This window comes from Bacillus cereus group sp. N12, assembly GCF_016483575.1.
GTDB lineage: Bacteria > Bacillota > Bacilli > Bacillales > Bacillaceae_G > Bacillus_A > Bacillus_A toyonensis.
Map to the genome: position 1 here is coordinate 1 of NZ_JAEHBO010000081.1, position 23,301 is coordinate 23,301.

Sequence of the window (23,301 nt, forward strand, 5' to 3'; positions counted from 1 at the left end):
ATAGTAAACAATGCTGCAAAAAAACGTTTCATACTTTACCTCATCCTCCAAATACCGTTACATGTGATACACTTACATTGTATCACAAGGATAGAAAAGGAGAGAAATAGGAAATGGTGCATATCAAAAAAATTACATCAACAATGAAAGAAAAAGTCCGAATGTTCATGTGTGAAAACTGGGGGAGCTCATTGATGGTTTCGCGTGGTAAGGGGCATCAGTTAGAAGAGCTACCAGGATTTGTTGCGTTTTCAGATGACAGAATAATCGGAATTATAACATATGAAGTGACTGGGAATTTGTGTGAAATTGTATCGTTAGATAGTTTTGAAGAGAGGAAGGGGATCGGGACGAAGCTTGTGGATTGCGTATTGCAAGTTGCTCAAGAAGCACAGTGCCAAGGAGTTTGGCTTATTACAACAAATGATAATATGAACGCGTTACGCTTTTATCAAAAACGTAATTTCATGATGACAAATTTATATGTAAATGCAGTAGAAGAGGCGCGAAAAATAAAGCAAGAAATTCCGCGCATTGGATATGATAATATCCCGATTTTACATGAAATTCAGATGGAGTATCGTTTATTGAAATGATGTAACAATTTTCAGAAATATAAGTTATTATTCTTGACGAATATTGTAATTTAAGTTACCTTAAAATTGTAATCTATTACCATATTAAGGGGTGACGATGTGGCAACTATACGTGATGTTGCAAAATTGGCAGGTGTTTCAGTCGCAACCGTTTCACGAGTTATTAATGAAAAAGGATACGTTCATGACGAAACAGTAAAACAAGTAAAGGAAGCAATTGAGGAATTACGTTATAGGCCAAACAGTGCAGCAAAGCCATTATTTAAAGAGAATTCAACAATCATTGCATTACTTGTAGAGAATTTATGTAACCCATTAAACATCACTTTGCTACATTGTATTGAGGAAATAGCATATAAAGAAGGCTATCAAATAATCGTTTGTAATATAGAGAATAAAGATAGATACATACATATGTTGAAGCAAAATAACGTTGCAGGTGTTATTTTGACAAAATCAGTTTTTAAAAGTCTAGGGAAAATCGAATTCCCATTTGTTGTGATGGAGGAAAAACAACCTCTTACAAATCATTATGAAAGTGGACAGAGGGCTGTTTCTTTATTAAAAGAGAAAGCATGTCACTTTCTTGCTTATTTCGGTGAGGGGGAAGAAAGTGAAGAAATGGAAGAGCGTATATCAGGATTTTTAGACGCTGTTTGGGATGAAGGGATCTCTTATCGAGAAGCATGTGTACAAAGGTATACGAATAAACAGTTTATTACATTATTGCAAACTCATCCGTATATAGATGGAATTGTAACCTCAAGTGATAAGATTGCTACCGAGTTAATTCGAGCAGCCAAATTTCTAAATATACATATACCAGAAAAATTAAAAATTATTGGACCGAATGGGAGTATAGAGAGTGAATGGATAGGTCCATCACTACCAGCAATTGAAAACTACGTCGAAGAAGAAGCGAAAATAGCTTTTCAACAATTAAAAGGGAAAATGAAAAAGTAAAAGGTGCGTTTTATACGCACCTTTTACAATGTAATTGCGGCAATAAAGCCAAATATAAGTAACGGTATATTATAATGCAGAAAAGTCGGTACACATGTATCCCATATATGATGGTGTTGACCGTCAGCGTTTAAACCTGATGTTGGTCCAAGTGTACTATCAGATGCTGGAGATCCTGCATCACCTAGCGCTCCTGCTGTACCGATAATTGCAATTGTAGCCATTGGACTAAATCCAAGCTGAATGCAAAGGGGTACAAAAATTGTTGTTAAGATAGGGATGGTTGAAAAGGATGAACCAATTCCCATCGTAACGAGAAGTCCGATAACGAGCATAAGAAATGCAGCAAGCGGTTTGTTATTTCCGATGAAATGTGCACTCGTTTGCACAAGTGATTCAACATGTCCTGTTTTTCGAAGAACAGCGCCAAATCCAGCGGCAGAAATCATAACAAATCCGATAAAGGACATCATACGCATTCCGCTTGTTAATATTGCATCTGCTTCTTTAAGGGGGAGACTACCACTAATTGATAAGACAATAATCCCCGCTAAGGCACCGAAAATCATTGATTCTGTTGCTAATTGAACAGTTAATGTAGCTGTGATAGATAATAATCCGAAAGTGATGCTTCGCTTTGTATAGGGAACGATTTCACTTTCGGCGGTATGAATTTGTTCTGTTTCATATGTACGAGGTTTTCGGTACGTAATGAATACCGCTACACATAATCCGATAATCATTCCGATTGCTGGAATAGTCATCGCTTTTGGGATAAGCGCGACATCAAATGTAAGGCCGCTTTGGGCAGCATTTGTTTGCAATACGTCATGATAAATTTTTCCGAATCCTGCAGGGATCCACATATAAGGTGTAATTAACCCGAATGTAATAATACATGTGACAAGTCTACGATCTACTTTCAGCTCGTTTAATACTTTTAAAAGTGCAGGAATTAAGATTGGGATGAAAGCGATATGAACAGGGATAATATTTTGTGAGAAACAAGCCATTGTTAAAATGATGAATAAAATCAGTATTTTAGAATAAACTTGTTTTTTTGTGTCTTGTTCGTTGCCAATCCATTTTAATGCGGTTTGAATCATGGCATCTGGAAGTCCTGTTTTAGAAAGAGAAATAGCGAAACCGCCAAGCATTGCATAGCTTAATGCGATAGGGGCACTGTTTCCAAGACCAGTTGTAAAAGTGTTAATTGTTTCTGAAATACCGAGTCCGCCGATAAGTCCGCCTGTTAGAGCTCCAATAATAATGGCGACAATGACTTGGACACGTAACAAACTAAGCAATAGCATGACTGCTACTGCGACGAGTACAGCGTTCATAATAGATATAATCTCCCTAATTTTTATTCTGTTAAGGCAAGTGAATATGAAGCAGTTTGCTATATTTATACATAATACTTGCGACATATTATTATAAAATGTTTTCTATGAAATGTAAAAGAGCCTTTTGTATTTAATGATGAAAAGATAGCTCTTGTTTGATGGATTGTAAAGAATTAGCAAATAGTTCTGGTTCTTCTAGATCAGGAGAATGTGCTGAATTTGGAAACCAAATCATTTTCTTTATGGGTGCTTCAATAACATCACAATATTCTTGAACGAGTGCATACGGAGTTTGATAATCATAGCGACCAGAACAAAAATATACCGGAATAGATAAACTTGAAATAGACGAAAAGAAATCGATTGTCAGCATTTCTTCCCATAAAACGCCAGATTTTAAATTTCCTGCGAGAAACTTGAACCAATCTAATAGCGTATACTCAGGAGAAAAGAAACCTTTTCGCATGAAAGAAAAGGAAGATCCGTTTTGGATTGCGCCTCCAAATGTGCCAAGCCACTTTCTTTGAATAATAAGACGTCTCGTATCTAAAAATGGTGGTTTGCCTAATTTTAAAAGGGAAGCTAATGCTTTTTTATGATCATGTTTTTTGGCAGAATGAATTAAATGTTGATATAGCAATTCTTCATTTTGTTTCATATGTACAATTTGCCCTATACCGATGTAAGCCTCGATATATTTTGGATATTGATGTGCTATGTTAAGCCCAATAATACTTCCCCAAGAATGACCAGCGAGAAATAGTTTTTGTTTGTTGAACCTTTTAAGTACATATTGAATCACTTCTTTTGCATCGGAAACGAATTGTTCGATTGTGAAATTTGCTCCGAAATCTTTCATTGAAAAGGATTTACCTGCCCCGCGTTGATCCCAATTAATAACGATAAAGTGCTTCTCTAATTCTTTTTGGAAATGGCGAATAAATCCGATTTGTGCCATGCCAGGTCCGCCGTGACAGCATAATAAAATAGGCTGTTCTATGTTTTGACCACGCATGAGGAGGAATTGTTTTCGGTTGTTAATCATAACGCTTTCCATCGTAGCAATACTATTAGGAATGAGTTGTTTATTTTCATTATAGAACTGTGGGGTACAGCTACGAAAAAGCATATTGAAAACCTCCTTTTCTGAAATCGTATGAATCGCACAGGCTATTTATTTTGCATATACTGTTAGAAAATCATTGTAACATACCATGCTAGTGTCATTTCAACATGGGAGGAGGGGAAATTGTGACGATTGGAGAAATTATAGATTGTTTAAATAGACGTGAATCCATCGCTATTATAGCAAAGCGCCTTGAAATAAGTCCGTATACATTATCGAAGAAATTAAGGTGGATTGGATACGAGTATGATGGAGAACGGAAGAAACGTATTTTTGTAGGAGATGGAGAAGAACCACGTCACTTACAACTCCAAGAAGCGACCGCCCTTCAATATGCGAAAACAGATTATCAAGTATTAATTTATGAGCAATTACAAAGTATTTATGAATTATTAAGAAAGAGAGAAGAAGTAAGTGCACCAATTATGAGTAAAAGTACAGAAAAAAAGAAACGTACCTTCTCTATTAATAAAGAAATATTAGCAAGATTAGACATCATATCAGAATCAAAAGGGATTCAAAAATCTAAACTTGTAGAAGAGGCATTACAACAATTTTTACAGCAATATGACTTTAACAACACATCACATTTTGATAATTGAAGAAAAGGATACTGTGTTCATTATAAGAACGAGTATCCTTTTCTTTGTTTCATGTATATTACGGCTAGAATAAAGGATAAGTGCATATCCTTTGCAATGAAAAGTACAGAGTGCGTATTTCGAGCGTACTTAATTTATTTTTTGAATTCTACCATCAATAGTTGGTTGAATTGGCTCTTTTACTTGTTTTGCATAATCAACTAGTGCTTCAAAGTCATTTGGACCAGTCTCTGCATTTTTACCATTTTTAAATGATACGAATCCATCACCACCAGAAGCTAAGAAAGCATTTGCAACTACGCTATACGTTTTAGATGGAGATAATTCTTCTCCATTTGTTAAGCGTATATTCGTAACCTTTTCACCGTTTGGTTTGCTTGCATCCCAAGTATATTGAACACCTGAAATTTGCAGCATTCTCGTTGTTCCTTTTTGCCATTGTTGATTTAAAATATCACGAATATCTTGACCTGTTAAATCTGCTTTAATCAACTGATTTCCAAAAGGTTGAATGCCGTACAATTCGCCCCATGTAATATCACCAGCGTCTAAGTCATTACGAATCCCACCAGGATTCATAAGTGCGATTTGAGTTTGCATAGTTTGGCGCTGTGCATCGGCAACTAAATTTCCAAGTGTAGATTCACCAGCATCGTTTTGTTTACGGTCAATAGGTGCTGTAGATTTTCCGACTACTTCATTTACAAGAGGTGCGATTTTTTCTTTATATTGATCTAACTTTTGTTTTACTTGTTTATCAGGTTCGACACCTTCATGGTATGTTGTAACAACTTCAGCTTTTTTCTTTACGATATCTTTTGTTTTACGGTCAATTGTTACATCTACGTCTGAGAAAGCCATCCCGTAAGAGTTCGCTTGTACGATAAGTTTATTATTAACAGTACCATTTACATACGTATGACTATGCCCACCGAAAATAACATCAACTTCTGGATCAGCTTCATTTGCAATTCGGTTAAGGTCGCCATTTGTTATACCAGATTCATCTGTCGTTCCGCCAACATGTGCAAGGACGACGATAGATTTAACACCGAGACGCTTTAATTGTTGCGTTGATTTATTAATCGCTTCCACTTCGTCAGTGATCTGTACATTTTTAAGCATAGTAGGCATAACGACATTTGGTGTATCAGTTGTAACGACACCAATGAATCCTACAGGAACACCATCTACCATTTTTACAGTAAATGGTGGTAAGAATAAGCGACCAGTTGATTTGTTATAGAAGTTTGCAGCGACATAAGGGAAGTTTGCTCCTTTGAAATTCCCTGTTTTTTCGTGGTAACCACCGTAAATGAGTCGTTTCATTTCATCGATGCCTTCATCAAATTCATGGTTTCCGATTGTACCTACATCAAATTTTAAGTCGTTTAAAAATTCAATCGTTGGTTCGTCTTGTAACAATGCTGAAACTGGTGGACTAGCTCCGACAATATCGCCAGCATGTACGAGAAGCGTATTAGTGTTTTGTTTTTTACGTTCTTTTAAATAAGTGGCTAAGTAATCAGCGCCACCAGCTTCTTTATTATTAATTTTTTTAACAGTATCTAGTTGTCCATGGAAATCATTAATGCCAAGCATTTGTACGTCTATGTAACGGTTTTGTTCGGCTGGAGTCTGAGATGGGGGAGCGGCGAATACACTTGAAAAAGTAATGGTGCTTAAAACTGCGACAGCGGGAATAATTTTTTTCCACATAATTCATTTCTCCTTTTTTTATAATCTGACATCATACGACATAATTTTAATAGATTCATAGGATTATATCTATATAAAAATTTAGTTTTTTTAAAAAATTAACAAATTTACAAATAATGAATAATAGAGTAATGAGCCTTTTTTATTGTCGATTTCAGCATGTATCCTCTATAATGGAGAAAAAAGTAAAAGGTGAGCGGTATGAAGAAAAAGAAACAAAGGCAAGTGCAAAGACAATCTCAAATGAACCAACCGAAGAAAGAATCACTTACATTAGGTGATCAATTAAATGATTCACTCATGCAACAATTAAAAAATAAGAAAAAAGAGTTACAAGTGAGAGAAGAGAAAAAAGAGGCAGCAGAACTGGAAAGAAAGCGTCAAGAGCAAAAAGAACGTGAAAAGAATAAATCATTTGAAGAACTGTTAAGTGAAAGTAATCTTACTTGGAAAGACTTTAAATAATAACGAAAATGATCAGTGTATATCGCTGGTCATTTTTTTGACGAGCTTGTAAGAAAAGGGGAGTTAAAATGAGAAAAATTGTAGTCGTACCATATGAAAATCATTGGATTGAAAAATTTCAAATGGAAGCCGAAAGATTGAAGTCTGTGCTGCCAGAAACAGTGGAGATTCATCATATTGGCAGTACATCAGTGCCAGGACTAGCAGCTAAACCTATTATCGATATGATTATGGAGGTAGAAAGTATCGATCGTGTAGATCGTTGGAATGAAAGATTTAAAGAGCTTGGTTACATCGTAAAAGGAGAAAATGGTATTTCAAGACGCCGTTATTTTATTCATGGAACGGAGGAAAAACGCTCGTATCACTTACACGTGTTTGAAAAAGGAAATCCTGAGATAGTAAGGCATTTAGCGTTTCGTGATTATATGATGGCGCATTGTGAAGAAGCAAAGGCGTATGCAGTTTTAAAGAGAGAACTAGCCGAAAAATATACATATGATGGCACGTTATATACGGAAGGGAAAAACGAGTTTGTACGTAATATTGATGAAAAAGCAAAAGAATGGAGAAAAGGAAACGTAAATAATTGAGTTCGTATTTTTAGTGTATAAAATTATTATGTCAACTATACGTATATTTTGACTTTTTGGATGAATCTTGTTGAAATAAAGTAGTGGTTTATAAAATGTAACAATGAAAGGGAGAACGACTGTGCATATTCCAACAACTACACTTCATAATGGCGTGAAAATGCCGATGATTGGTCTAGGCGTCTATAAAGCGAAAGAAGGCGAAGAAGTAAAGCAAGCAGTAAAAACAGCGTTAGAAGTTGGATACCGTTCGATTGATACAGCAGCTGTATATGAAAATGAAAGCGGTGTCGGTGAGGCAGTTCGTGAATCAGGAATTCCGAGAGAAGACATATTTATTACAACAAAAGTTTGGAACGACGATCAAGGATACGAGGAGACACTCGAAGCATTTGAAAACAGCTTAAAGAAATTACAGATGGACTATGTAGATTTATATTTAATCCACTGGCCAATTAGAGGGAAGTATATTGAAACGTACCGAGCTTTAGAAAAATTGTATGAAGAAGGTAAAGTACGCGCGATTGGTGTTTCTAATTTTCATAAACATCATTTAGAACTGTTATTACCAAATTGTAAAGTGAAGCCTATGGTAAACCAAGTGGAACTTCACCCGATGTTAACACAATTTGAATTGCGTAATTTCTGTGAAGGTGAGCAAATTCAAATGGAAGCGTGGAGTCCGTTAATGAGGGGCGGCGAAGTATTCGAGCACCCAATTATTCAGGGGATTGCTAACAAATATGAAAAAACACCCGCACAAGTTATATTACGATGGGATATTCAAAGTGGGATAGTAACGATTCCTAAATCTGTGACACCATCTCGTATTCAGGAGAATTTTACTATCTTTGATTTCTCATTAACTGAAGAAGAGATGAATCAAATTAATACGTTAAATCGCAATTTACATGTAGGAACGAATCCGGACAAATATGATACGTTATAAAAAAGACTGCCTCCTAATGTTTAATGTTGGGGGCAGTCATCTGTTTTTATCAGTAAATCGATATTTTAACGGTGCAAGGCATATGAATCATGTTTAACGATTTTTTGAAGTTGTATATATTCTTCTTTTGTTACAGGTAACTGTTGGCAAGCGTGTACATTTATCTGTAATTGTTGAATAGAGCTTGCACCAGGTATAACAGCTGCAACAGTTTCGTTATGTAAGCAATAGTGAATAGCTGTTCCTGTTAAAGATTTTTCTCCGATAACTTCTTTTACACTCCCGAGTGTAGTGTTTAATTCATCGTAAGAATACGAGAGATAGTCCTTTTCTTTTACTCTTTCTATCTTTTTAGCATTGTTGTCAGTTAAAATTCCTTTCGCAAGTGGTCCGCGGGCAATGACACTAATTTGGTGTTCATTAAGAAGTGGGAACCATTCTTCTGGACGACGATTTAAAAGGCTATATTCCATTAGTACACTAACGATATTTGAGCGTTTTGCATACTCACGGATGACATTTGGACGTATAGAAGAAATACCGTAATGGCGAATAATACCTTCTTTTTTCAATTCTTCAAAAGCTTCAATAGTTTCATCTATCGGATCTTCCAGCGTTCCGCCATGAAGTTGATAAAGGTCAATATAATCAGTTTGAAGTCTACGTAAACTTTCTTTTACTTCGGCTTTTATGTAGGCTTTAGAAGGGTCCCAAGCCCAGCCGTTTTTTTCTTCTGTCCATCGATTTCCAACCTTTGTTGTAAGAACAATTTGGTCTCGTTTTCCCTTCAATGCTTTTCCAACAAATTCTTCGTTTAATCCATAATCATATAAATCCGCTGTGTCAAAAAAATTGATTCCTAAATCGATTGCTTCATCGATAATGCGCATAGCTTCTGTTTCAGATGTGCCGAGAGACATACAGCCAAGTCCCATTTCTGTCACAAATAAATCTGAGTTTCCTAATTGACGTTTTTTCATAAGTCAACCTCCTTTCCTTTATTGTACGAAAGGGAAAAGAGGTTGACAAACGTTTACTTTTTATTCGCTGTAATCCACTCTTGTACGGTTGTATACTCTTTGCCATATTGTTTTAGTTTATGGCGAATTTGCCATGCTTTGCCGACTAACGTGATGCGATTTGGTAAAATATAAACTTTCATTTCTATCACGCTCCTTTCAATGTGGTAAAATGTATGAAGAAAGAATAGGAAATAGAACAGGGAGATGAAATAGTATGAGTAATCTTGCAGAGAGAACGGTAAAAACTGAGCCGATTTTTGATGGTAGAGTTATAAAAGTTCGTGTTGATGATGTAGTATTACCAAATGGAGAAATGAGTAAACGTGAAATCGTAAATCACCCTGGTGCAGTTGCTATTATTGCTATTACTGATGAGGGGAAAATTGTGCTTGTTGAGCAGTACCGTAAAGCGCTTGAGAAGGCGATTATTGAAATTCCTGCTGGGAAATTAGAACCTGGGGAAAAGCCAGAGGTGACAGCAGTTCGTGAATTAGAAGAAGAAACAGGATATGTATGTGAAAATATGGAGCTCATTACTTCTTTCTATACATCTCCAGGATTTGCAGATGAAATTTTATATGTATATAAAGCGACAGGTTTGACAAAAAAAGAAAATAAAGCAGCTTTAGATGAAGATGAGTTTGTGGAATTAATGGAAGTATCATTAGAAGAAGCGATTGATCTTATGAAAGACCTTCGTATTCATGATGCGAAGACGATGTTCGCTGTGCAATATTTACAATTACAAAAATAAAACACTCGCCAAAGGCGAGTGTTTTTTAATTGATTTTTGCATATACACGTGCATCACGTAAGCTGCCATCTGGCGCAAGGAAATCATTTTCCATTGTACCTTCTAGAATAAATTCTAAACGTTCTGCTAAGTTACATGCATTGGCATTTGTTGCATCAGTACGAATTTCAATCCTTCTAGCACCTAGCTTATCAAAGGCAAATTGAATGGCACCTTTAACAGCTTCAGTCATATAGCCTTGTTTTGTATAAGCACTATGGAGCCAAAAATGAAGTGAAAACTTTGGAATATCCCAGTTTTCAGGCTTGAGCGTAATAGCTCCGATGAATGTACCGGATACTTTATCGTATAAGTGAAAATCAAGTGTTTCACGAAGTAAAAACTGCCCGTGAGCGTTACGAACGATTTCTTCAGCACTCTCTTCTGTTTCAGCGTCAATTGGCATCCATGGTACTAAGTCTTCTAGAGAAGCTTGGATTGCTTCATATACTTCTGCACCATCACCTGGAAACGGCTTGCGAACTTGTAAGCGTTCAGTTTGAAATAATGTTGGAAAATCTAATAATAATGGTTTCAAGAGAAATCCCTCCTATTCTCTACTTTTTAGTTTAGCAAAGTAGAGCGGAATTTCAATGTTAATTCGTCATACTTTTTTTCTTTCTTTCATACATTTTTAGTAAGAGTGTGAACGGAGGGAAGAAAAATGTGGCGAAAAACTTGGCAAAACCGCGTAATGTCTCACATACAGGAAAACTCTTCATTATATATATTTAATGCTGTTTTATTATTGATGGGAGTAATATTTGGAGCTATTCTTGTGAATAGTTTACAAATGAATCAAAAGCAAGATTTATCATTTTATTTACAACGTTTTTTTGGACAAGTTTCTAAAGGAGAATTTGCTATTGCAGGCGAAATGTTTCGAGAAAGTTACTTTTCGCAATTAAAATATATCGGCTTTATTTGGATTTTAGGGATTTCAATTATTGGGTTGCCCCTCATTTTTATTTTATTATTTGTAAAAGGAGTAGTTGTTGGATTTACAGTAGGTTTTTTAGTAAGTCAGCACGGATGGAATGGATTATTATTAGCATTTGTATCTGTATTGCCGCAAAATTTAATTATCATTCCAGTCTTTCTCGTTATGACAACAATTGCTGCAAGCTTTTCCTTACGTATGATTAGGCATCAGTTTATTAGGAAAATAACCGAGCCACTATTACCATTATTAATTCGTTATACATGCTTCTTTCTAGTGATCGGAGTGGTGTTAGCTCTTGCTTCTAGCGTTGAAGCATATGCATCACCAGTTTTAATGAAAGAAGTTGTTGAGGCTATTAACAAAAAATAAATACTTTTTGAGAATAATTATCAATTTGTTTTTATTGTTTTTCTTTTGACAGAAGCCCTTCTTCTGATATAATGGTGTAAGAGTGGCGAGGAGGGAGTAGTACCGAATGGAAGAAAGAATTGAACGAATTAAGAAGCAATTACATGCAGCGAGCTATAAATTAACACCGCAACGTGAAGCAACAGTTCGTGTGCTGCTAGAAAATGAAGAAGATCATTTAAGCGCAGAAGATGTTTACCTCCTTGTAAAAGAAAAGTCGCCAGAGATCGGATTAGCAACCGTCTATCGAACTTTAGAGTTATTATCTGAGTTAAAAGTTGTCGATAAGATTAACTTCGGAGACGGTGTTTCACGCTATGACTTACGCCAAGAAGGTGCGCAGCGTTTCCACCATCATTTGATTTGTACACAATGTGGTGCTGTACAAGAAATACAAGAAGATTTACTTGGTGAAGTGGAAAGGAAAGTAGAACGAGATTGGAGCTTTAAGGTGAAAGATCATCGTTTAACATTCCATGGGATTTGTAAAAACTGTCAAGAAAATGAAACGGATGAAAAATAACCTTTTCCTATTTATCTAGGAAGAGGTTTTTTATTTGAATAAGGTATAAATTGGTGAAAGCTTGGCATATGTTGTAATAACTTATATTTTGGAGGAATTTACAATGCGCCGAGCTTTAAAATTAACTTTTGATGGAATAAAAGTATTTTTATTATTTACAAGTTGTACGATTTTGTTTTATTTCGCTATACTATGGATAAATGAAGAATACGAAAGCTATCATCGTTATGAAAAGCCAAAAGAAGAGACTGTAGAAAAAGTATCAGGGAATGAAGAACCGGCAAAGGATGCTTTCGTAAATAGAATGATGTTTTTCTATGAAAATGGGGAGTAGTGTAGATTGGAAGATCAATTAAAAGATTTTATTCATTATATGATTGTCGAAAAGGGATTAGCGAAAAATACAGTAGTATCTTATGAACGTGATTTAAAAAGCTATGTAAAGTATTTGCAAAATGTAGAACAGATGAAAACCTTTCATGAAGTGACACGTTTGCATATTGTTAACTTTTTGCAGTATTTAAAAGAAAACGGAAAATCTTCGAAAACATTAGCACGTCATATTGCATCAATTCGTTCATTTCACCAATTTTTACTTCGTGAAAGAGCGGTAGAGCACGACCCATCAGTACATATCGAAACGCCGCAAGGAGAACGAAAGTTGCCAAAAGTATTATCAATCGATGAAGTAGAGGCGTTACTGCAGACACCAAAAATGACAAGTGCTTTTGGGATTCGTGATAAGGCAATGCTAGAGTTATTGTATGCAACAGGACTTCGTGTTTCAGAATTAATTGCTTTAAATTTAGAAGATGTACATTTAACGATGGGATTTGTTCGCTGCATTGGGAAAGGGAATAAAGAAAGAATTATTCCATTAGGAAGTTTAGCGACAGAAGCGATTCAAAAGTACATTGAAAAAGGAAGAAGAGAATTGATGGGTAAAAAAGTAGTAGATGCACTATTTTTAAACCATCATGGTAATCGATTATCAAGGCAAGGTTTTTGGAAAATATTAAAACGATTAGCGAAAGAAGCGAATATTGAAAAAGAACTTACACCTCATACGTTACGTCATTCTTTTGCTACGCATTTATTAGAAAATGGGGCAGATTTACGTGCTGTACAAGAAATGCTTGGACATGCAGATATTTCAACGACGCAAATTTATACGCACGTTTCAAAAGCTAGATTAAAAGATGTATATAAACAGTTTCATCCGAGAGCATAGTTACTATGCTCTTTTTTCATAGATTAGGAAGAGTAAGCCGTTTCACAGAAACTTCACAAATATTTCGTATATTGTTTTCAGCAGAAGACTGGAATATTACAATGTATTTCCTCTATACTAAATAAAGTATAAAGGAGGAAATGATGATGAAAAAACTGATTATAACTTTATTTATTGCGATGCTAGCGTTGGCTGGCTGTAATACAAACAAAGAAGAACCGAAAAAAGAAAAGAAACTTGAAGCCATAAAAGTAGCATTTCAAACGAATCCGAAAGAAATTAAACCTGGTGAAAAAACAGAAGTACAAGCACTTGTTACACAAGGAAAAGAAAAAGTAACGGATGCTGATGACGTAAAGTTTGAGATTTGGAAAGATGGCGACGAGAAACACGAGATGTTAGATGGTAAGCATAAAGGAAAAGGTGTTTATGCTGTAGAGAAAATATTTGAAACTGATGGAGTATACCATATTATTCCTCATACAAATGCACGTGATATGCACGTTATGGAAGAACACAAAGTTGCTGTAGGGAATGCGAAAGTAGAAGATGCGAAAAAAGAAGAGGCACATGGTGATCATAAAAGTGACACAATGATTCATCTTATGGCTGGTGACATAAAAGCAAATGCTGAATCAACGATGAAAGTTCATTTAAAGCAAAAAGAAGAAGCGTTAACTGGTGCTGAAGTGCAGCTTGAGATTTGGAAAGATGGCGTTGAAAAGCACGAATTTATTCCAGCAAAAGAAGGGAATAAAGGAGAGTATGAAAGTAAACATACTTTCAAAGAAAACGGTGTTTACAAAGTGAAAGTACATGTAAGAAAAGGTGAACTGCATGAACATAAAGAAGAAACAGTAGAAGTAAAATAAAAAGTAGCTCTTTAGAGCTGCTTTTTATTTTTATATGAAGAAATAAATCATAAAATAATTAGCACTTCTTCGCCGAATGGATTACAATAGAAGTGTGAATAAAATAAGAAATTCTACGAAAATGTATTAAAAAGAAAGCGTAAACATGTTATGATATCAATATCAGATGTCTGACATCTGACTTAGAAAAAACTAGAAATGTTTTTGAGTCGTTTCAAGTAAAACGAAATAGGTTAGAGAATGATTTAAAGAAGTACTGTTTGACAATGAGAAGGAAAGAGAATTCTTATGAATAACAGTTTCACTTTATAGCGTTTTGAACATACTACAAGAAGTAGAACTGAACTTATAGGAGGTCGCAGTTATGAATAAATATAAACGTATATTCCTAGTCGTAATGGACTCTGTAGGAATCGGTGAAGCACCAGATGCTGAACAATTTGGTGATCTAGGTTCTGACACAATTGGTCACATTGCTGAACATATGAATGGATTACAAATGCCAAACATGGTGAAATTAGGTCTTGGTAACATTCGTGAAATGAAAGGTATTTCTAAAGTAGAGAAACCACTTGGATATTACACAAAGATGCAAGAAAAATCTACTGGTAAAGATACAATGACAGGGCACTGGGAAATCATGGGCCTTTACATTGATACACCATTCCAAGTGTTCCCTGAAGGATTCCCGAAAGAATTACTTGATGAATTAGAAGAAAAAACAGGCCGTAAAATTATCGGTAATAAGCCAGCTTCTGGAACTGAGATTCTTGATGAACTTGGTCAAGAGCAAATGGAAACAGGCTCTTTAATTGTTTACACTTCTGCAGATAGCGTACTACAAATTGCAGCACACGAAGAAGTAGTACCACTTGATGAGTTATATGAAATTTGCAAAATTGCACGTGAATTAACACTAGATGAGAAGTACATGGTAGGTCGTGTTATCGCTCGTCCATTCGTTGGAGAACCAGGGAAATTCACACGTACACCAAATCGTCATGACTATGCATTAAAACCATTTGGTCGCACAGTAATGAATGAATTAAAAGATAGCGACTATGATGTTATTGCTATCGGTAAAATCTCTGATATTTATGATGGTGAAGGGGTAACGGAATCACTTCGTACGAAGTCTAATATGGATGGAATGGATAAGCTTGTAGATACATTAAACATGGACTTTACAGGTCTTAGCTTCTTAAACTTAGTTGACTTTGATGCATTATTTGGTCACCGCCGTGATCCACAAGGATATGGAGAAGCACTGCAAGAATATGATGCACGTCTTCCAGAAGTATTTGAAAAATTAAAAGAAGATGATTTATTATTAATTACAGCAGACCATGGTAATGATCCAGTACATCCTGGTACTGATCATACACGTGAATATGTACCGTTATTAGCATATAGCCCAAGCATGAAAGAAGGCGGACAAGAATTACCACTTCGTCAAACATTTGCTGATATTGGTGCAACTGTAGCAGAAAACTTCGGTGTGAAAATGCCAGAATACGGAACAAGCTTCTTAAACGAGCTAAAGAAATAGGGGGATAAACAAATGAATCGTGAACTTATTACAAAATCAGCTTCATACTTAAAAGAGAAATTTCAAGAAACACCACAAGTAGGACTAATCCTTGGATCTGGACTAGGCGTATTAGCAGATGAAATCGAAAATGCGGTAACAGTGCCTTACAGCGAAATTCCTGAATTCCCAGTATCAACTGTAGAAGGACATGCAGGTCAATTAGTATTCGGTACACTTCAAGGTGTAACAGTAGTAGCAATGCAAGGACGTTTCCATTTCTACGAAGGATATGACATGCAAAAAGTAACATTCCCAGTTCGTGTTATGAAAGAGTTAGGTGTAGAAACTGTTGTTGTAACGAACGCGGCTGGTGGTGTAAATACATCGTTCGAGCCAGGTGACCTTATGTTAATTTCAGATCACATTAACTTCATGGGTACGAATCCATTAATCGGACCAAATGATTCTGAAATGGGTGTACGTTTCCCTGATATGTCTACATCATATACGACAGAACTTCGCGAAATGGCGAAACAAGTTGCAGCAGACTTAAACATTAAAGTACAAGAAGGTGTATACGTTGGAATGACAGGTCCTGTATATGAAACACCTGCTGAAATTCGTATGCTTCGTACACTTGGCGGAGATGCAGTTGGTATGTCAACAGTACCTGAAGTAATTGTAGCTCGTCATGCTGGTATGAAAGTACTAGGTATTTCTTGTATTTCAAACATGGCAGCTGGTATTTTAGATCAGCCACTTCACCATGATGAAGTAATTGAAACGACAGAACGTGTTAAAGCAAACTTCTTAGCATTAGTAAAAGCTATCGTAAAACAAATGAAGGGGTGACCTCACAATGAGAATGGTGGACCTAATTGCAAAAAAACGTGATGGACAAGCATTAACGACAGAAGAAATCAACTTTATTGTTGAAGGATATACAAATGGTGATATTCCTGATTATCAAGTAAGTTCACTTGCGATGGCAATTTTCTTCCAAGATATGAATGATCAAGAACGTGCAGATTTAACGATGGCAATGGTAAATAGCGGTGATACAATTGACTTATCAGCCATTGAAGGGGTAAAAGTAGATAAGCATTCAACAGGTGGAGTTGGTGATACAACGACACTTGTATTAGGTCCATTAGTAGCTGCTTTAGGTGTACCAGTTGCGAAAATGTCTGGGCGTGGTTTAGGACATACTGGTGGCACAATTGATAAATTAGAAGCAGTTCCAGGATTCCATGTGGAAATTGAAAATGATGAATTCATGCGTCTTGTAAATGAAAATAAAATTGCTGTTATCGGTCAAAGTGGAAACTTAACACCTGCTGATAAAAAATTGTATGCACTTCGTGATGTAACAGCAACAGTAAACTCAATTCCGCTTATTGCAAGCTCGATTATGAGTAAAAAAATTGCTGCTGGTGCGGATGCAATTGTTCTTGATGTGAAAACTGGAGCAGGTGCATTTATGAAAACAGATGAAGATGCAAAACGTTTAGCAGAAGCAATGGTACGTATCGGTAATAACGTTGGCCGTAATACGATGGCTGTTATTTCTGATATGAGTCAACCACTTGGTGAGGCTATTGGTAACGCATTAGAAGTACAAGAAGCAATTGATACATTACAAGGTAAGGGACCGAAAGATTTAGAAGAGTTATGTTTAACACTTGGAAGTCAAATGGTATACCTTGCTGGGCAAGCTTCATCTTTAGAAGATGCGCGTGAAAAGTTAATTGAAGTGATGAACAACGGTAAAGCGTTAGAATCATTTAAAACGTTTTTATCAGCACAAGGCGGAGATGCATCTGTTGTTGATGATCCTTCTAAATTGCCACAAGCACAATTTAAAATTGAAGTAGAAGCGAAAGAAGACGGTTATGTATCGGAAATCGTTGCAGATGAAATCGGAACAGCAGCAATGCTTTTAGGAGCAGGACGTGCAACGAAAGAATCTGAAATTGATTTAGCAGTTGGCTTAATGCTTCGTAAAAAAGTAGGGGATAGCGTGAAAAAAGGTGACTCCCTTGTTACGATTTACGCAAACCGTGAAAATGTTGAAGATGTAAAAGCGAAAATTTATGAGAACATGAAAATCTCTAAAGAACACGTAGATGCACCAACTTTAGTACACGGAATTGTAACGAAGTAATAAAGTGAAACTTTAATCAGCGTGGGCTTTATCCCCACTGATTATTACCCTTCACTAACCGGGCGTTTACGAGCAGTTGATCCCAGACCTAACTTCTTTGCTTTCGCTGAATGTTGAGGTAGGGGTCTTACTGTACGTTAATACGGGATAAAAAAAGGCTGAGGAGATTTCTCCTTGGCTTTTTTTACTATTTTTTGTTTATAATAATAATGGGTGAAATTATGATTAGAATATGTGCAGTAACAAAAACAGATGAAGTATTATATGACGTTTCGCTAGAAGAAACAACGAAAGACCATATTGTATGGTATTGGCTAGATTTATATAAGCCAACGAAAGAAGAGTATACATATATTTTGCAAGACCATTTTAAGTTCCATCCCCTTGCAATTGAAGACTGTATAGAATATGTACAGAGGCCAAAGGTTGATTTTTATGATGGATATAATTTTTTAGTTCTCCATGGATTTGGTGAGGATGGATTAGAACCGCATGAAATCGATTTATTTATTAGTGATCGTTATATTGTTTCTTTCCATTTTTCTCATAACAATGCAATCGAAAGAGTATGGAAAACACTTGGCGAAAAAAAACGTATTAAGAAAGGTCCTTTGCATGTGGCACATACAATTATTGACCAAATTGTAGATGACTATTTCGCACCTGTTTATTACATTGAAGACCATTTAAATGCGATTGATGATAATTTAACGGGTGAGACAGCAGGAAGCGTGTTAGAAGAGGTATTTGATATACGTGCGGATTTATCTAAGCTAAGGCGGACAATTATTCCGATGCGTGATTTATTGTATCGTATTTTAAATTCAACTCGTTTTTACGGCATAAGTGATCATGAGATTTACTTTAAAGATATACATGACCATTTGCTTAAATTAACTGAAATGATTGAAGCGAGCCGAGAGTTGACGGCAGATATTCGGGATAGCTACTTTTCATTAAACTCACATCATATGAATAACATTATGAAAACATTAACTGTTTTCTCTACTATTTTCATGCCACTAACATTTATTGCAGGAGTATATGGAATGAACTTTTCACATATGCCAGAGCTTGGTGGGAAGTATAGTTATTTTATTTGTTTGTTGTTAATGGCGTTAATTGGTGGCGGAATGATGGCCTGGTTTTATAAAAAAGGATGGTTTAAGTAAAAAACACCGAGGTATTCACCTCGGTGTTTTTTACTTAACCAATAGCATGTAATACAAACATGGCTAAGAATAAGCATGTAACGATATACATAGATGGTGCGACTTCTTTACGCTTTCCAAGTGCAACTTTTAAGATAGGGTAAGCAATAAATCCGAACGCAATGCCATCAGCGATACTATATGTGAGCGGGATCATAACGATAATTAAAAACGCTGGAAATCCTTCTGAAAAGTCGTTCAGAGGAATTTGTTGAATGCTTGTAATCATCAGACCGCCAATAATAATTAAGATTGGTGCAATGGCACTATCAGGAATTAATTTGACAAACGGAAGAGCGAACAGTGATGCAAAGAATAACATCCCAGTAACGATAGACGTCAGACCTGTCTTTCCGCCTGCAGTAATACCTGCGGCACTCTCTACTGTTGAAACGGTAGGACTTGTGCCAAATAGACCACATGTCATTGCTGAAATCGCATTGGCTTGGTAAGCACGTGGGAATTTGCGGTCATCTTCTAATAAACCGTGCAGAAGTCCCATGTTCTCAAAAATAAGCACCATGCTTAAGGAGAATGTTGCAATCCAAAACGGTAAGGAAGAAAGTTTCCCAAATGACATAGCTCCAAACACATCGCCGTAATTAGCGAATGAGAATGAACTATTTCCCATTTGACTCGTATCAACAAGACCAAATAGCCATGCAATACCAGTTCCTATTGCAATCGTCCATAAAAAGTTTCCACGTACGTTACGAATAAATAATACAAGTGCAACGATAAGAGTAAGCAATGTCGCAAGAACGACAGGATTACTTAATTTCCCCATTGCAACAGCAGTATTTGGATTCGAAACGACTAAACCACCTTTTTGCAATCCGATAAATGCTAAAAACAATCCGATACCGACAGTAATAGCTTCCTTTAATGACTTTGGAATCGATACTGAAAGCACGCGAGCAATTGGTGTAAACGCAGCAATTGCAAAAATAATACCAGAGATAAAGACAGCTGCTAATGCTTCTTGCCAAGTTAAACCGAGCGTATGCACAGCTGTGTACGTGAAGAATGCATTTACACCCATACCTGGGACAAGAATAGCAGGTGCATTTGCCCAAAATGCCATGAGCAGACATCCGACAAATGAACTGAAAACAGTTGCTAAAATTCCAGCTTCAAGTGGAATGCCGGCATCTGATAAGATTGACGCATTTACAATCATAATATATACGATTGTGAAAAATGACGTAACTCCAGCTAAAACTTCTTGTTTTGGTGATGTTTCGTGTAAGCCTAATTTAAATGTTCTTTCAAGTATTCCTTTCATGTTAAACCTTCTTTTTCATATCCCTCTCCCACCCGTGATATCTCTTTTGTAAGAGCTCACCGTCCTTTATTATATCAGAACATCATGTTTTTACAACAACGAAAATGATAACGTTTACTTATAAACGAAATTATTTATAAATACGTAAAAATAGCCCGTATAGTTGAAGTGATTTCTAATTCTCCCGATTGAATAGGTGGAGCTGTTTGTGCATGCAAAGTAGCATAGGAAGCAATCTCCCGTGGTAATTGAGCAGATTCTTCAACGAGTGAGAGGGGGACAGGATTAATATTTAAATTGTATGTACTCGCAATAGCACGAGCTTTTTCTACCGCTTGATGCAGAGCCTGAATAAGAGCTTGCTCATAATATTTATTTGGATGAGATATTCGAAAACGTAAACCTTTTGCTACGTTTGCTCCATTTGAAACGGCTATATCATATACTTCCCCTGCTTTTTGTACATTTAAAACGGTAATTTCATACAAATGTTCCACACGATATCCTTGTAGTAACGCTTTATCATTTACATACTCGTATTGAGGAGTGATCGTATAAGAAATCGTTTCTATATCTTTATCAGCAATACCAAGCTGTTTAAGTGCATCCAGCAATTGTTTTGATTGTACTGCATTTTCTTCTTGCGCTTGTTTCACATTTTTACTATCAGTTCGAATGCCAAGTGTTAATAGAACAACATTTGGTTTCGCTTTGACAACACCTTCACCTTGTACAGTAATAGTCGCTTCTTTACCAGTATTAGCTGTGCGTACGTTGTGTAAATAAGGATTCATTCCACCCTGCATTTTCCATCACCATCCTTTTTATATGTATATGTGTGAACAAAAAAGAAATTTATATGAAAAAAGTTACATAAATGAGAATGTTGAGGAAAGAAAGCATATACAACATAGGTATTTATAGATTATAATATGTGTAAATATGATAAAAAAGGGACGAGGCTAGTGAACGAAAAAAGAGAAACACTGATTTTAGATTTATCCGCATCATTTCGAAAGATGATACGTTTATTACAAAATGATATTAATACACGCTTTGCAGAACATATGCCATATAATGAATTTTCTGTATTACGTGCGTTATTTTTAAACAGTCCACAGATGGCTTCGCAAATTGCGAGTGAAGTAAACGTAACCTCCAGTCATATTACAGCTGTTACAGATCGTCTCGTACGAAAAGGGTTTGTAGAAAGAAAGCGTTCAAATTCAGACCGTCGTATCGTGTACTTAGAAATTACAGAACACGGAAGAGAAGTAACTGAAAAACTTGAAGCTGTGCGTAAGGAATACTATAAAGAGAGATTTAAAGGTTGGAGCGACCAAGAAATAGAAATGGTATTAGAATTATTTGGCCGCGTATTATAATAAATGAGGATAGGAAGCGAAAGCTTTCCTATCCTTTTTCTTTTGAATAAAAATATTTTGAAACTCCAATACTTTAATTAAAAAGAATCGGAGTGAAAAATTATGAAACGTATTTTTACGCTTTTCATTATGATTGGAAGTATGTTCTGCTTTAATAAGTTCGTGGATGCCGCAACGCCAATTCATGTCGTTCAAAAAGAATTACAACATATTTCAAATAAGCAACCTGTTTTATATTCAAAACTATGGATTCGTTCTATGCAGAATGCCATTTTATTTCATCATAGTGATAACATGCGGCATGAAGATACGATAAGCAATGTGACAAAGTCTTCGCTTGTAAAAGTAAAACAACTTCCACTTCAGAAAGCATCACAGTACATCCCGAGATTATCACAATATATTGCTAAGTTTGAGGCTGAAAATGTTCAAGTGTATTATGTTGCAGCTCGTTATGAAGTGAAAAAAGAAAATCCGTATCAGTTAAATGGAATGAATTATTTTATGCAAGTGTTTATTCAACAAGGGGGAGAATGGAGAATTGCTGAAAGTATAGTTGCTCCAACAGATCAAATCGTAGCAAATGGTGACGGATTTGGAACGAAGCAAGAAAAAGAGTATGGGAAAAGAAGAGAGAATGTGAAATAACCTCTTTATTTAGATCGGGATATATATAATAAAAAAAGCATTGCTCTTGTGCAATGCCTTTTTTATTTAGTTCATATAAGAGTTAAATAATTCCTAACATCTTTCTTTTGTCATTGTATGACTTTTTTCGTCAGCTTCTATTAATGCCATTGTTCCGTGTTTATAGTTTCACATCTATAATGCTTTTTGAAACATGTATCCACCACCTTAATGCATATTTATTTCCCTACAAAAGCAAACTTCAATTTTAATAGACGTGTAAAAATGAAGTAACTTATGATAGCGAATAGGAAAAATCCAACATAATAAGACAGTAGTGCATCTCGTCCGCCTAATATTCTACCGCCAAGCAGTCCGAAGCATAGAACAGTGCAAATCATGAACCATTTTTGCAAGTTAGGAAACAATAGTATTTTTCCGTTTTGTTCGTTCGGTGTACGTGTGTATAGAAAGGTTGCCATTGATAAAAAGATAATGATGTAAGCAAATGGTGTTAATAGTGTCCAAGGAGAAGGTACAGAAGTATGCTCCATTGGATTGTCCTGTGGTACACTAGAAAGTTTATTGCCATAGTCATCAAATGTTTCTATTGGGTGGTAATCATAAGTAATAGAAAAAGATTCTAATGGTGAAATGATACCTATATGTTGTAAGTACTCATGAGTATGGTTCTCTATTTCTCCCATTGCATCTAAAGACCATTGTGTATGGGAATAAATGAATCCGGAAATTAACAATCCCAAACCGTATGGTAAAAATAATAGAATGATAGTTAAACTACTTTGAGAGAATATATGTCCAGTAATGGTTCCGATAAATAAGGTGAATGTATAAATAGCGATAAGTACAACCGTAGCATATAGAAAGTAACTATAGAACGGAGTAAAGATTTGATGCTCATTGTGAAACGACATGTTCTTTATTCC

27 protein-coding genes are annotated in these 23,301 nt (G+C 35.8%); 18 read left to right on the forward strand and 9 right to left on the reverse strand.

All coding sequences use genetic code 11. The features are described 5' to 3' along the window. Positions 1–113: 113 nt before the first annotated feature. Both JDS92_RS25070 and JDS92_RS25075 read left to right on the forward strand, forming a co-directional pair. The gene (locus JDS92_RS25070; protein ID WP_173780805.1) at positions 114–596 is read left to right on the forward strand and encodes a GNAT family N-acetyltransferase; all 483 of its coding nucleotides are present in this window, start codon (positions 114–116) and stop codon (positions 594–596) included. A 99-nt stretch (positions 597–695) separates the two neighbouring features. After that, positions 696–1,559 carry a LacI family DNA-binding transcriptional regulator gene (locus tag JDS92_RS25075; protein ID WP_199632687.1) on the forward strand — a complete coding sequence of 288 codons (864 nt, stop codon included), beginning with the start codon at positions 696–698 and terminating at the stop codon, positions 1,557–1,559. A gap of 23 nt (positions 1,560–1,582) precedes the next feature. Here JDS92_RS25075 and JDS92_RS25080 read toward each other — a convergent pair whose 3' ends face one another. Both JDS92_RS25080 and JDS92_RS25085 read right to left on the reverse strand, forming a co-directional pair. Continuing rightward, complete coding sequence (locus JDS92_RS25080) at positions 1,583–2,902, reverse strand: Na+/H+ antiporter family protein (protein ID WP_199632688.1); 1,320 nt, start codon at positions 2,900–2,902, stop codon at positions 1,583–1,585. Between the two features lie 133 nt (positions 2,903–3,035). Then, complete coding sequence (locus JDS92_RS25085; protein WP_199632689.1) at positions 3,036–4,034, reverse strand: alpha/beta fold hydrolase; 999 nt, start codon at positions 4,032–4,034, stop codon at positions 3,036–3,038. 122 nt (positions 4,035–4,156) lie between these two features. Here JDS92_RS25085 and JDS92_RS25090 point away from each other — a divergent pair, with 122 nt between their 5' ends. Next, positions 4,157–4,633, forward strand: coding sequence for a ribbon-helix-helix domain-containing protein (locus JDS92_RS25090; RefSeq protein WP_000151924.1), 477 nt, complete (start codon positions 4,157–4,159; stop codon positions 4,631–4,633). A gap of 129 nt (positions 4,634–4,762) precedes the next feature. Here JDS92_RS25090 and JDS92_RS25095 read toward each other — a convergent pair whose 3' ends face one another. After that, positions 4,763–6,352 (reverse strand): bifunctional metallophosphatase/5'-nucleotidase, encoded by a 1,590-nt coding sequence (locus JDS92_RS25095; RefSeq protein WP_199632690.1) that lies wholly within the window; start codon positions 6,350–6,352, stop codon positions 4,763–4,765. Between the two features lie 201 nt (positions 6,353–6,553). On the opposite strand from JDS92_RS25095, the gene JDS92_RS25100 reads away from it, so the two are divergent. The 3 genes from JDS92_RS25100 to JDS92_RS25110 all read left to right on the forward strand — a co-directional run bounded on the left by JDS92_RS25100 (position 6,554) and on the right by JDS92_RS25110 (position 8,359). Continuing rightward, the gene (locus JDS92_RS25100) at positions 6,554–6,817 is read left to right on the forward strand and encodes a YqkE family protein (RefSeq protein ID WP_000727568.1); all 264 of its coding nucleotides are present in this window, start codon (positions 6,554–6,556) and stop codon (positions 6,815–6,817) included. Between the two features lie 68 nt (positions 6,818–6,885). Further along, positions 6,886–7,410, forward strand: coding sequence for a GrpB family protein (locus tag JDS92_RS25105; protein ID WP_001227193.1), 525 nt, complete (start codon positions 6,886–6,888; stop codon positions 7,408–7,410). 121 nt (positions 7,411–7,531) lie between these two features. After that, positions 7,532–8,359 (forward strand): aldo/keto reductase, encoded by an 828-nt coding sequence (locus JDS92_RS25110; protein ID WP_087969730.1) that lies wholly within the window; start codon positions 7,532–7,534, stop codon positions 8,357–8,359. 65 nt (positions 8,360–8,424) lie between these two features. On the opposite strand, the gene JDS92_RS25115 is transcribed toward JDS92_RS25110, so the two are convergent. Further along, positions 8,425–9,339: an aldo/keto reductase gene (locus JDS92_RS25115; protein ID WP_199632691.1), complete on the reverse strand. Its 915-nt coding sequence runs from the start codon at positions 9,337–9,339 to the stop codon at positions 8,425–8,427. Positions 9,340–9,392: 53 nt separating this feature from the next. Beyond that, complete coding sequence (mciZ, locus tag JDS92_RS25120; protein WP_000870289.1) at positions 9,393–9,521, reverse strand: Z-ring formation inhibitor MciZ; 129 nt, start codon at positions 9,519–9,521, stop codon at positions 9,393–9,395. Between the two features lie 74 nt (positions 9,522–9,595). Between mciZ and JDS92_RS25125 the strand changes: the two genes are divergently transcribed. Next, positions 9,596–10,135 (forward strand): NUDIX domain-containing protein, encoded by a 540-nt coding sequence (locus JDS92_RS25125; RefSeq protein WP_000067046.1) that lies wholly within the window; start codon positions 9,596–9,598, stop codon positions 10,133–10,135. 25 nt (positions 10,136–10,160) lie between these two features. On the opposite strand, the gene JDS92_RS25130 is transcribed toward JDS92_RS25125, so the two are convergent. Then, the gene (locus JDS92_RS25130) at positions 10,161–10,712 is read right to left on the reverse strand and encodes a GNAT family N-acetyltransferase (protein WP_000803486.1); all 552 of its coding nucleotides are present in this window, start codon (positions 10,710–10,712) and stop codon (positions 10,161–10,163) included. 126 nt (positions 10,713–10,838) lie between these two features. On the opposite strand from JDS92_RS25130, the gene spoIIM reads away from it, so the two are divergent. The 9 genes from spoIIM (at position 10,839) to corA (ending at position 19,018) form a co-directional block, all read left to right on the forward strand. After that, complete coding sequence (spoIIM, locus tag JDS92_RS25135) at positions 10,839–11,486, forward strand: stage II sporulation protein M (protein ID WP_000269108.1); 648 nt, start codon at positions 10,839–10,841, stop codon at positions 11,484–11,486. A gap of 106 nt (positions 11,487–11,592) precedes the next feature. After that, the gene (fur, locus tag JDS92_RS25140) at positions 11,593–12,048 is read left to right on the forward strand and encodes a ferric iron uptake transcriptional regulator (RefSeq protein ID WP_000392657.1); all 456 of its coding nucleotides are present in this window, start codon (positions 11,593–11,595) and stop codon (positions 12,046–12,048) included. 103 nt (positions 12,049–12,151) lie between these two features. Beyond that, entirely contained in the window at positions 12,152–12,382 is a 231-nt protein-coding gene (locus tag JDS92_RS25145) for a YqzK family protein (protein WP_001250432.1), read from the forward strand. Positions 12,383–12,388: 6 nt separating this feature from the next. Further along, positions 12,389–13,279 (forward strand): site-specific tyrosine recombinase XerD, encoded by an 891-nt coding sequence (xerD, locus tag JDS92_RS25150; protein WP_000390076.1) that lies wholly within the window; start codon positions 12,389–12,391, stop codon positions 13,277–13,279. 146 nt (positions 13,280–13,425) lie between these two features. Next, positions 13,426–14,151, forward strand: coding sequence for a FixH family protein (locus tag JDS92_RS25155; RefSeq protein ID WP_199632692.1), 726 nt, complete (start codon positions 13,426–13,428; stop codon positions 14,149–14,151). 364 nt (positions 14,152–14,515) lie between these two features. Beyond that, positions 14,516–15,700, forward strand: coding sequence for a phosphopentomutase (gene deoB, locus JDS92_RS25160; RefSeq protein WP_001046072.1), 1,185 nt, complete (start codon positions 14,516–14,518; stop codon positions 15,698–15,700). Positions 15,701–15,712: 12 nt separating this feature from the next. Continuing rightward, positions 15,713–16,534 carry a purine-nucleoside phosphorylase gene (locus JDS92_RS25165; RefSeq protein ID WP_001078444.1) on the forward strand — a complete coding sequence of 274 codons (822 nt, stop codon included), beginning with the start codon at positions 15,713–15,715 and terminating at the stop codon, positions 16,532–16,534. A 7-nt stretch (positions 16,535–16,541) separates the two neighbouring features. Next, a complete protein-coding gene (locus JDS92_RS25170; RefSeq protein ID WP_001243091.1) occupies positions 16,542–17,846 on the forward strand; it encodes a pyrimidine-nucleoside phosphorylase in 1,305 nt (434 codons plus the stop codon). Between the two features lie 209 nt (positions 17,847–18,055). Continuing rightward, positions 18,056–19,018: a magnesium/cobalt transporter CorA gene (gene corA, locus JDS92_RS25175; RefSeq protein WP_002039517.1), complete on the forward strand. Its 963-nt coding sequence runs from the start codon at positions 18,056–18,058 to the stop codon at positions 19,016–19,018. Between the two features lie 34 nt (positions 19,019–19,052). On the opposite strand, the gene JDS92_RS25180 is transcribed toward corA, so the two are convergent. After that, positions 19,053–20,342, reverse strand: a complete 1,290-nt coding sequence (locus JDS92_RS25180) for an NCS2 family permease (RefSeq protein ID WP_000676245.1) — start codon at positions 20,340–20,342, stop codon at positions 19,053–19,055. 134 nt (positions 20,343–20,476) lie between these two features. Then, a complete protein-coding gene (locus tag JDS92_RS25185) occupies positions 20,477–21,148 on the reverse strand; it encodes an SIMPL domain-containing protein (RefSeq protein ID WP_199632693.1) in 672 nt (223 codons plus the stop codon). 159 nt (positions 21,149–21,307) lie between these two features. On the opposite strand from JDS92_RS25185, the gene JDS92_RS25190 reads away from it, so the two are divergent. Then, positions 21,308–21,727 (forward strand): MarR family winged helix-turn-helix transcriptional regulator, encoded by a 420-nt coding sequence (locus tag JDS92_RS25190; protein ID WP_001003306.1) that lies wholly within the window; start codon positions 21,308–21,310, stop codon positions 21,725–21,727. A 102-nt stretch (positions 21,728–21,829) separates the two neighbouring features. Then, entirely contained in the window at positions 21,830–22,375 is a 546-nt protein-coding gene (locus tag JDS92_RS25195) for a hypothetical protein (protein ID WP_000821091.1), read from the forward strand. Between the two features lie 218 nt (positions 22,376–22,593). Here JDS92_RS25195 and JDS92_RS25200 read toward each other — a convergent pair. Then, positions 22,594–23,301, reverse strand: a 708-nt coding sequence (locus JDS92_RS25200) for an ABC transporter permease (RefSeq protein WP_199632694.1), incomplete at its 5' end; no start/stop codon positions are given.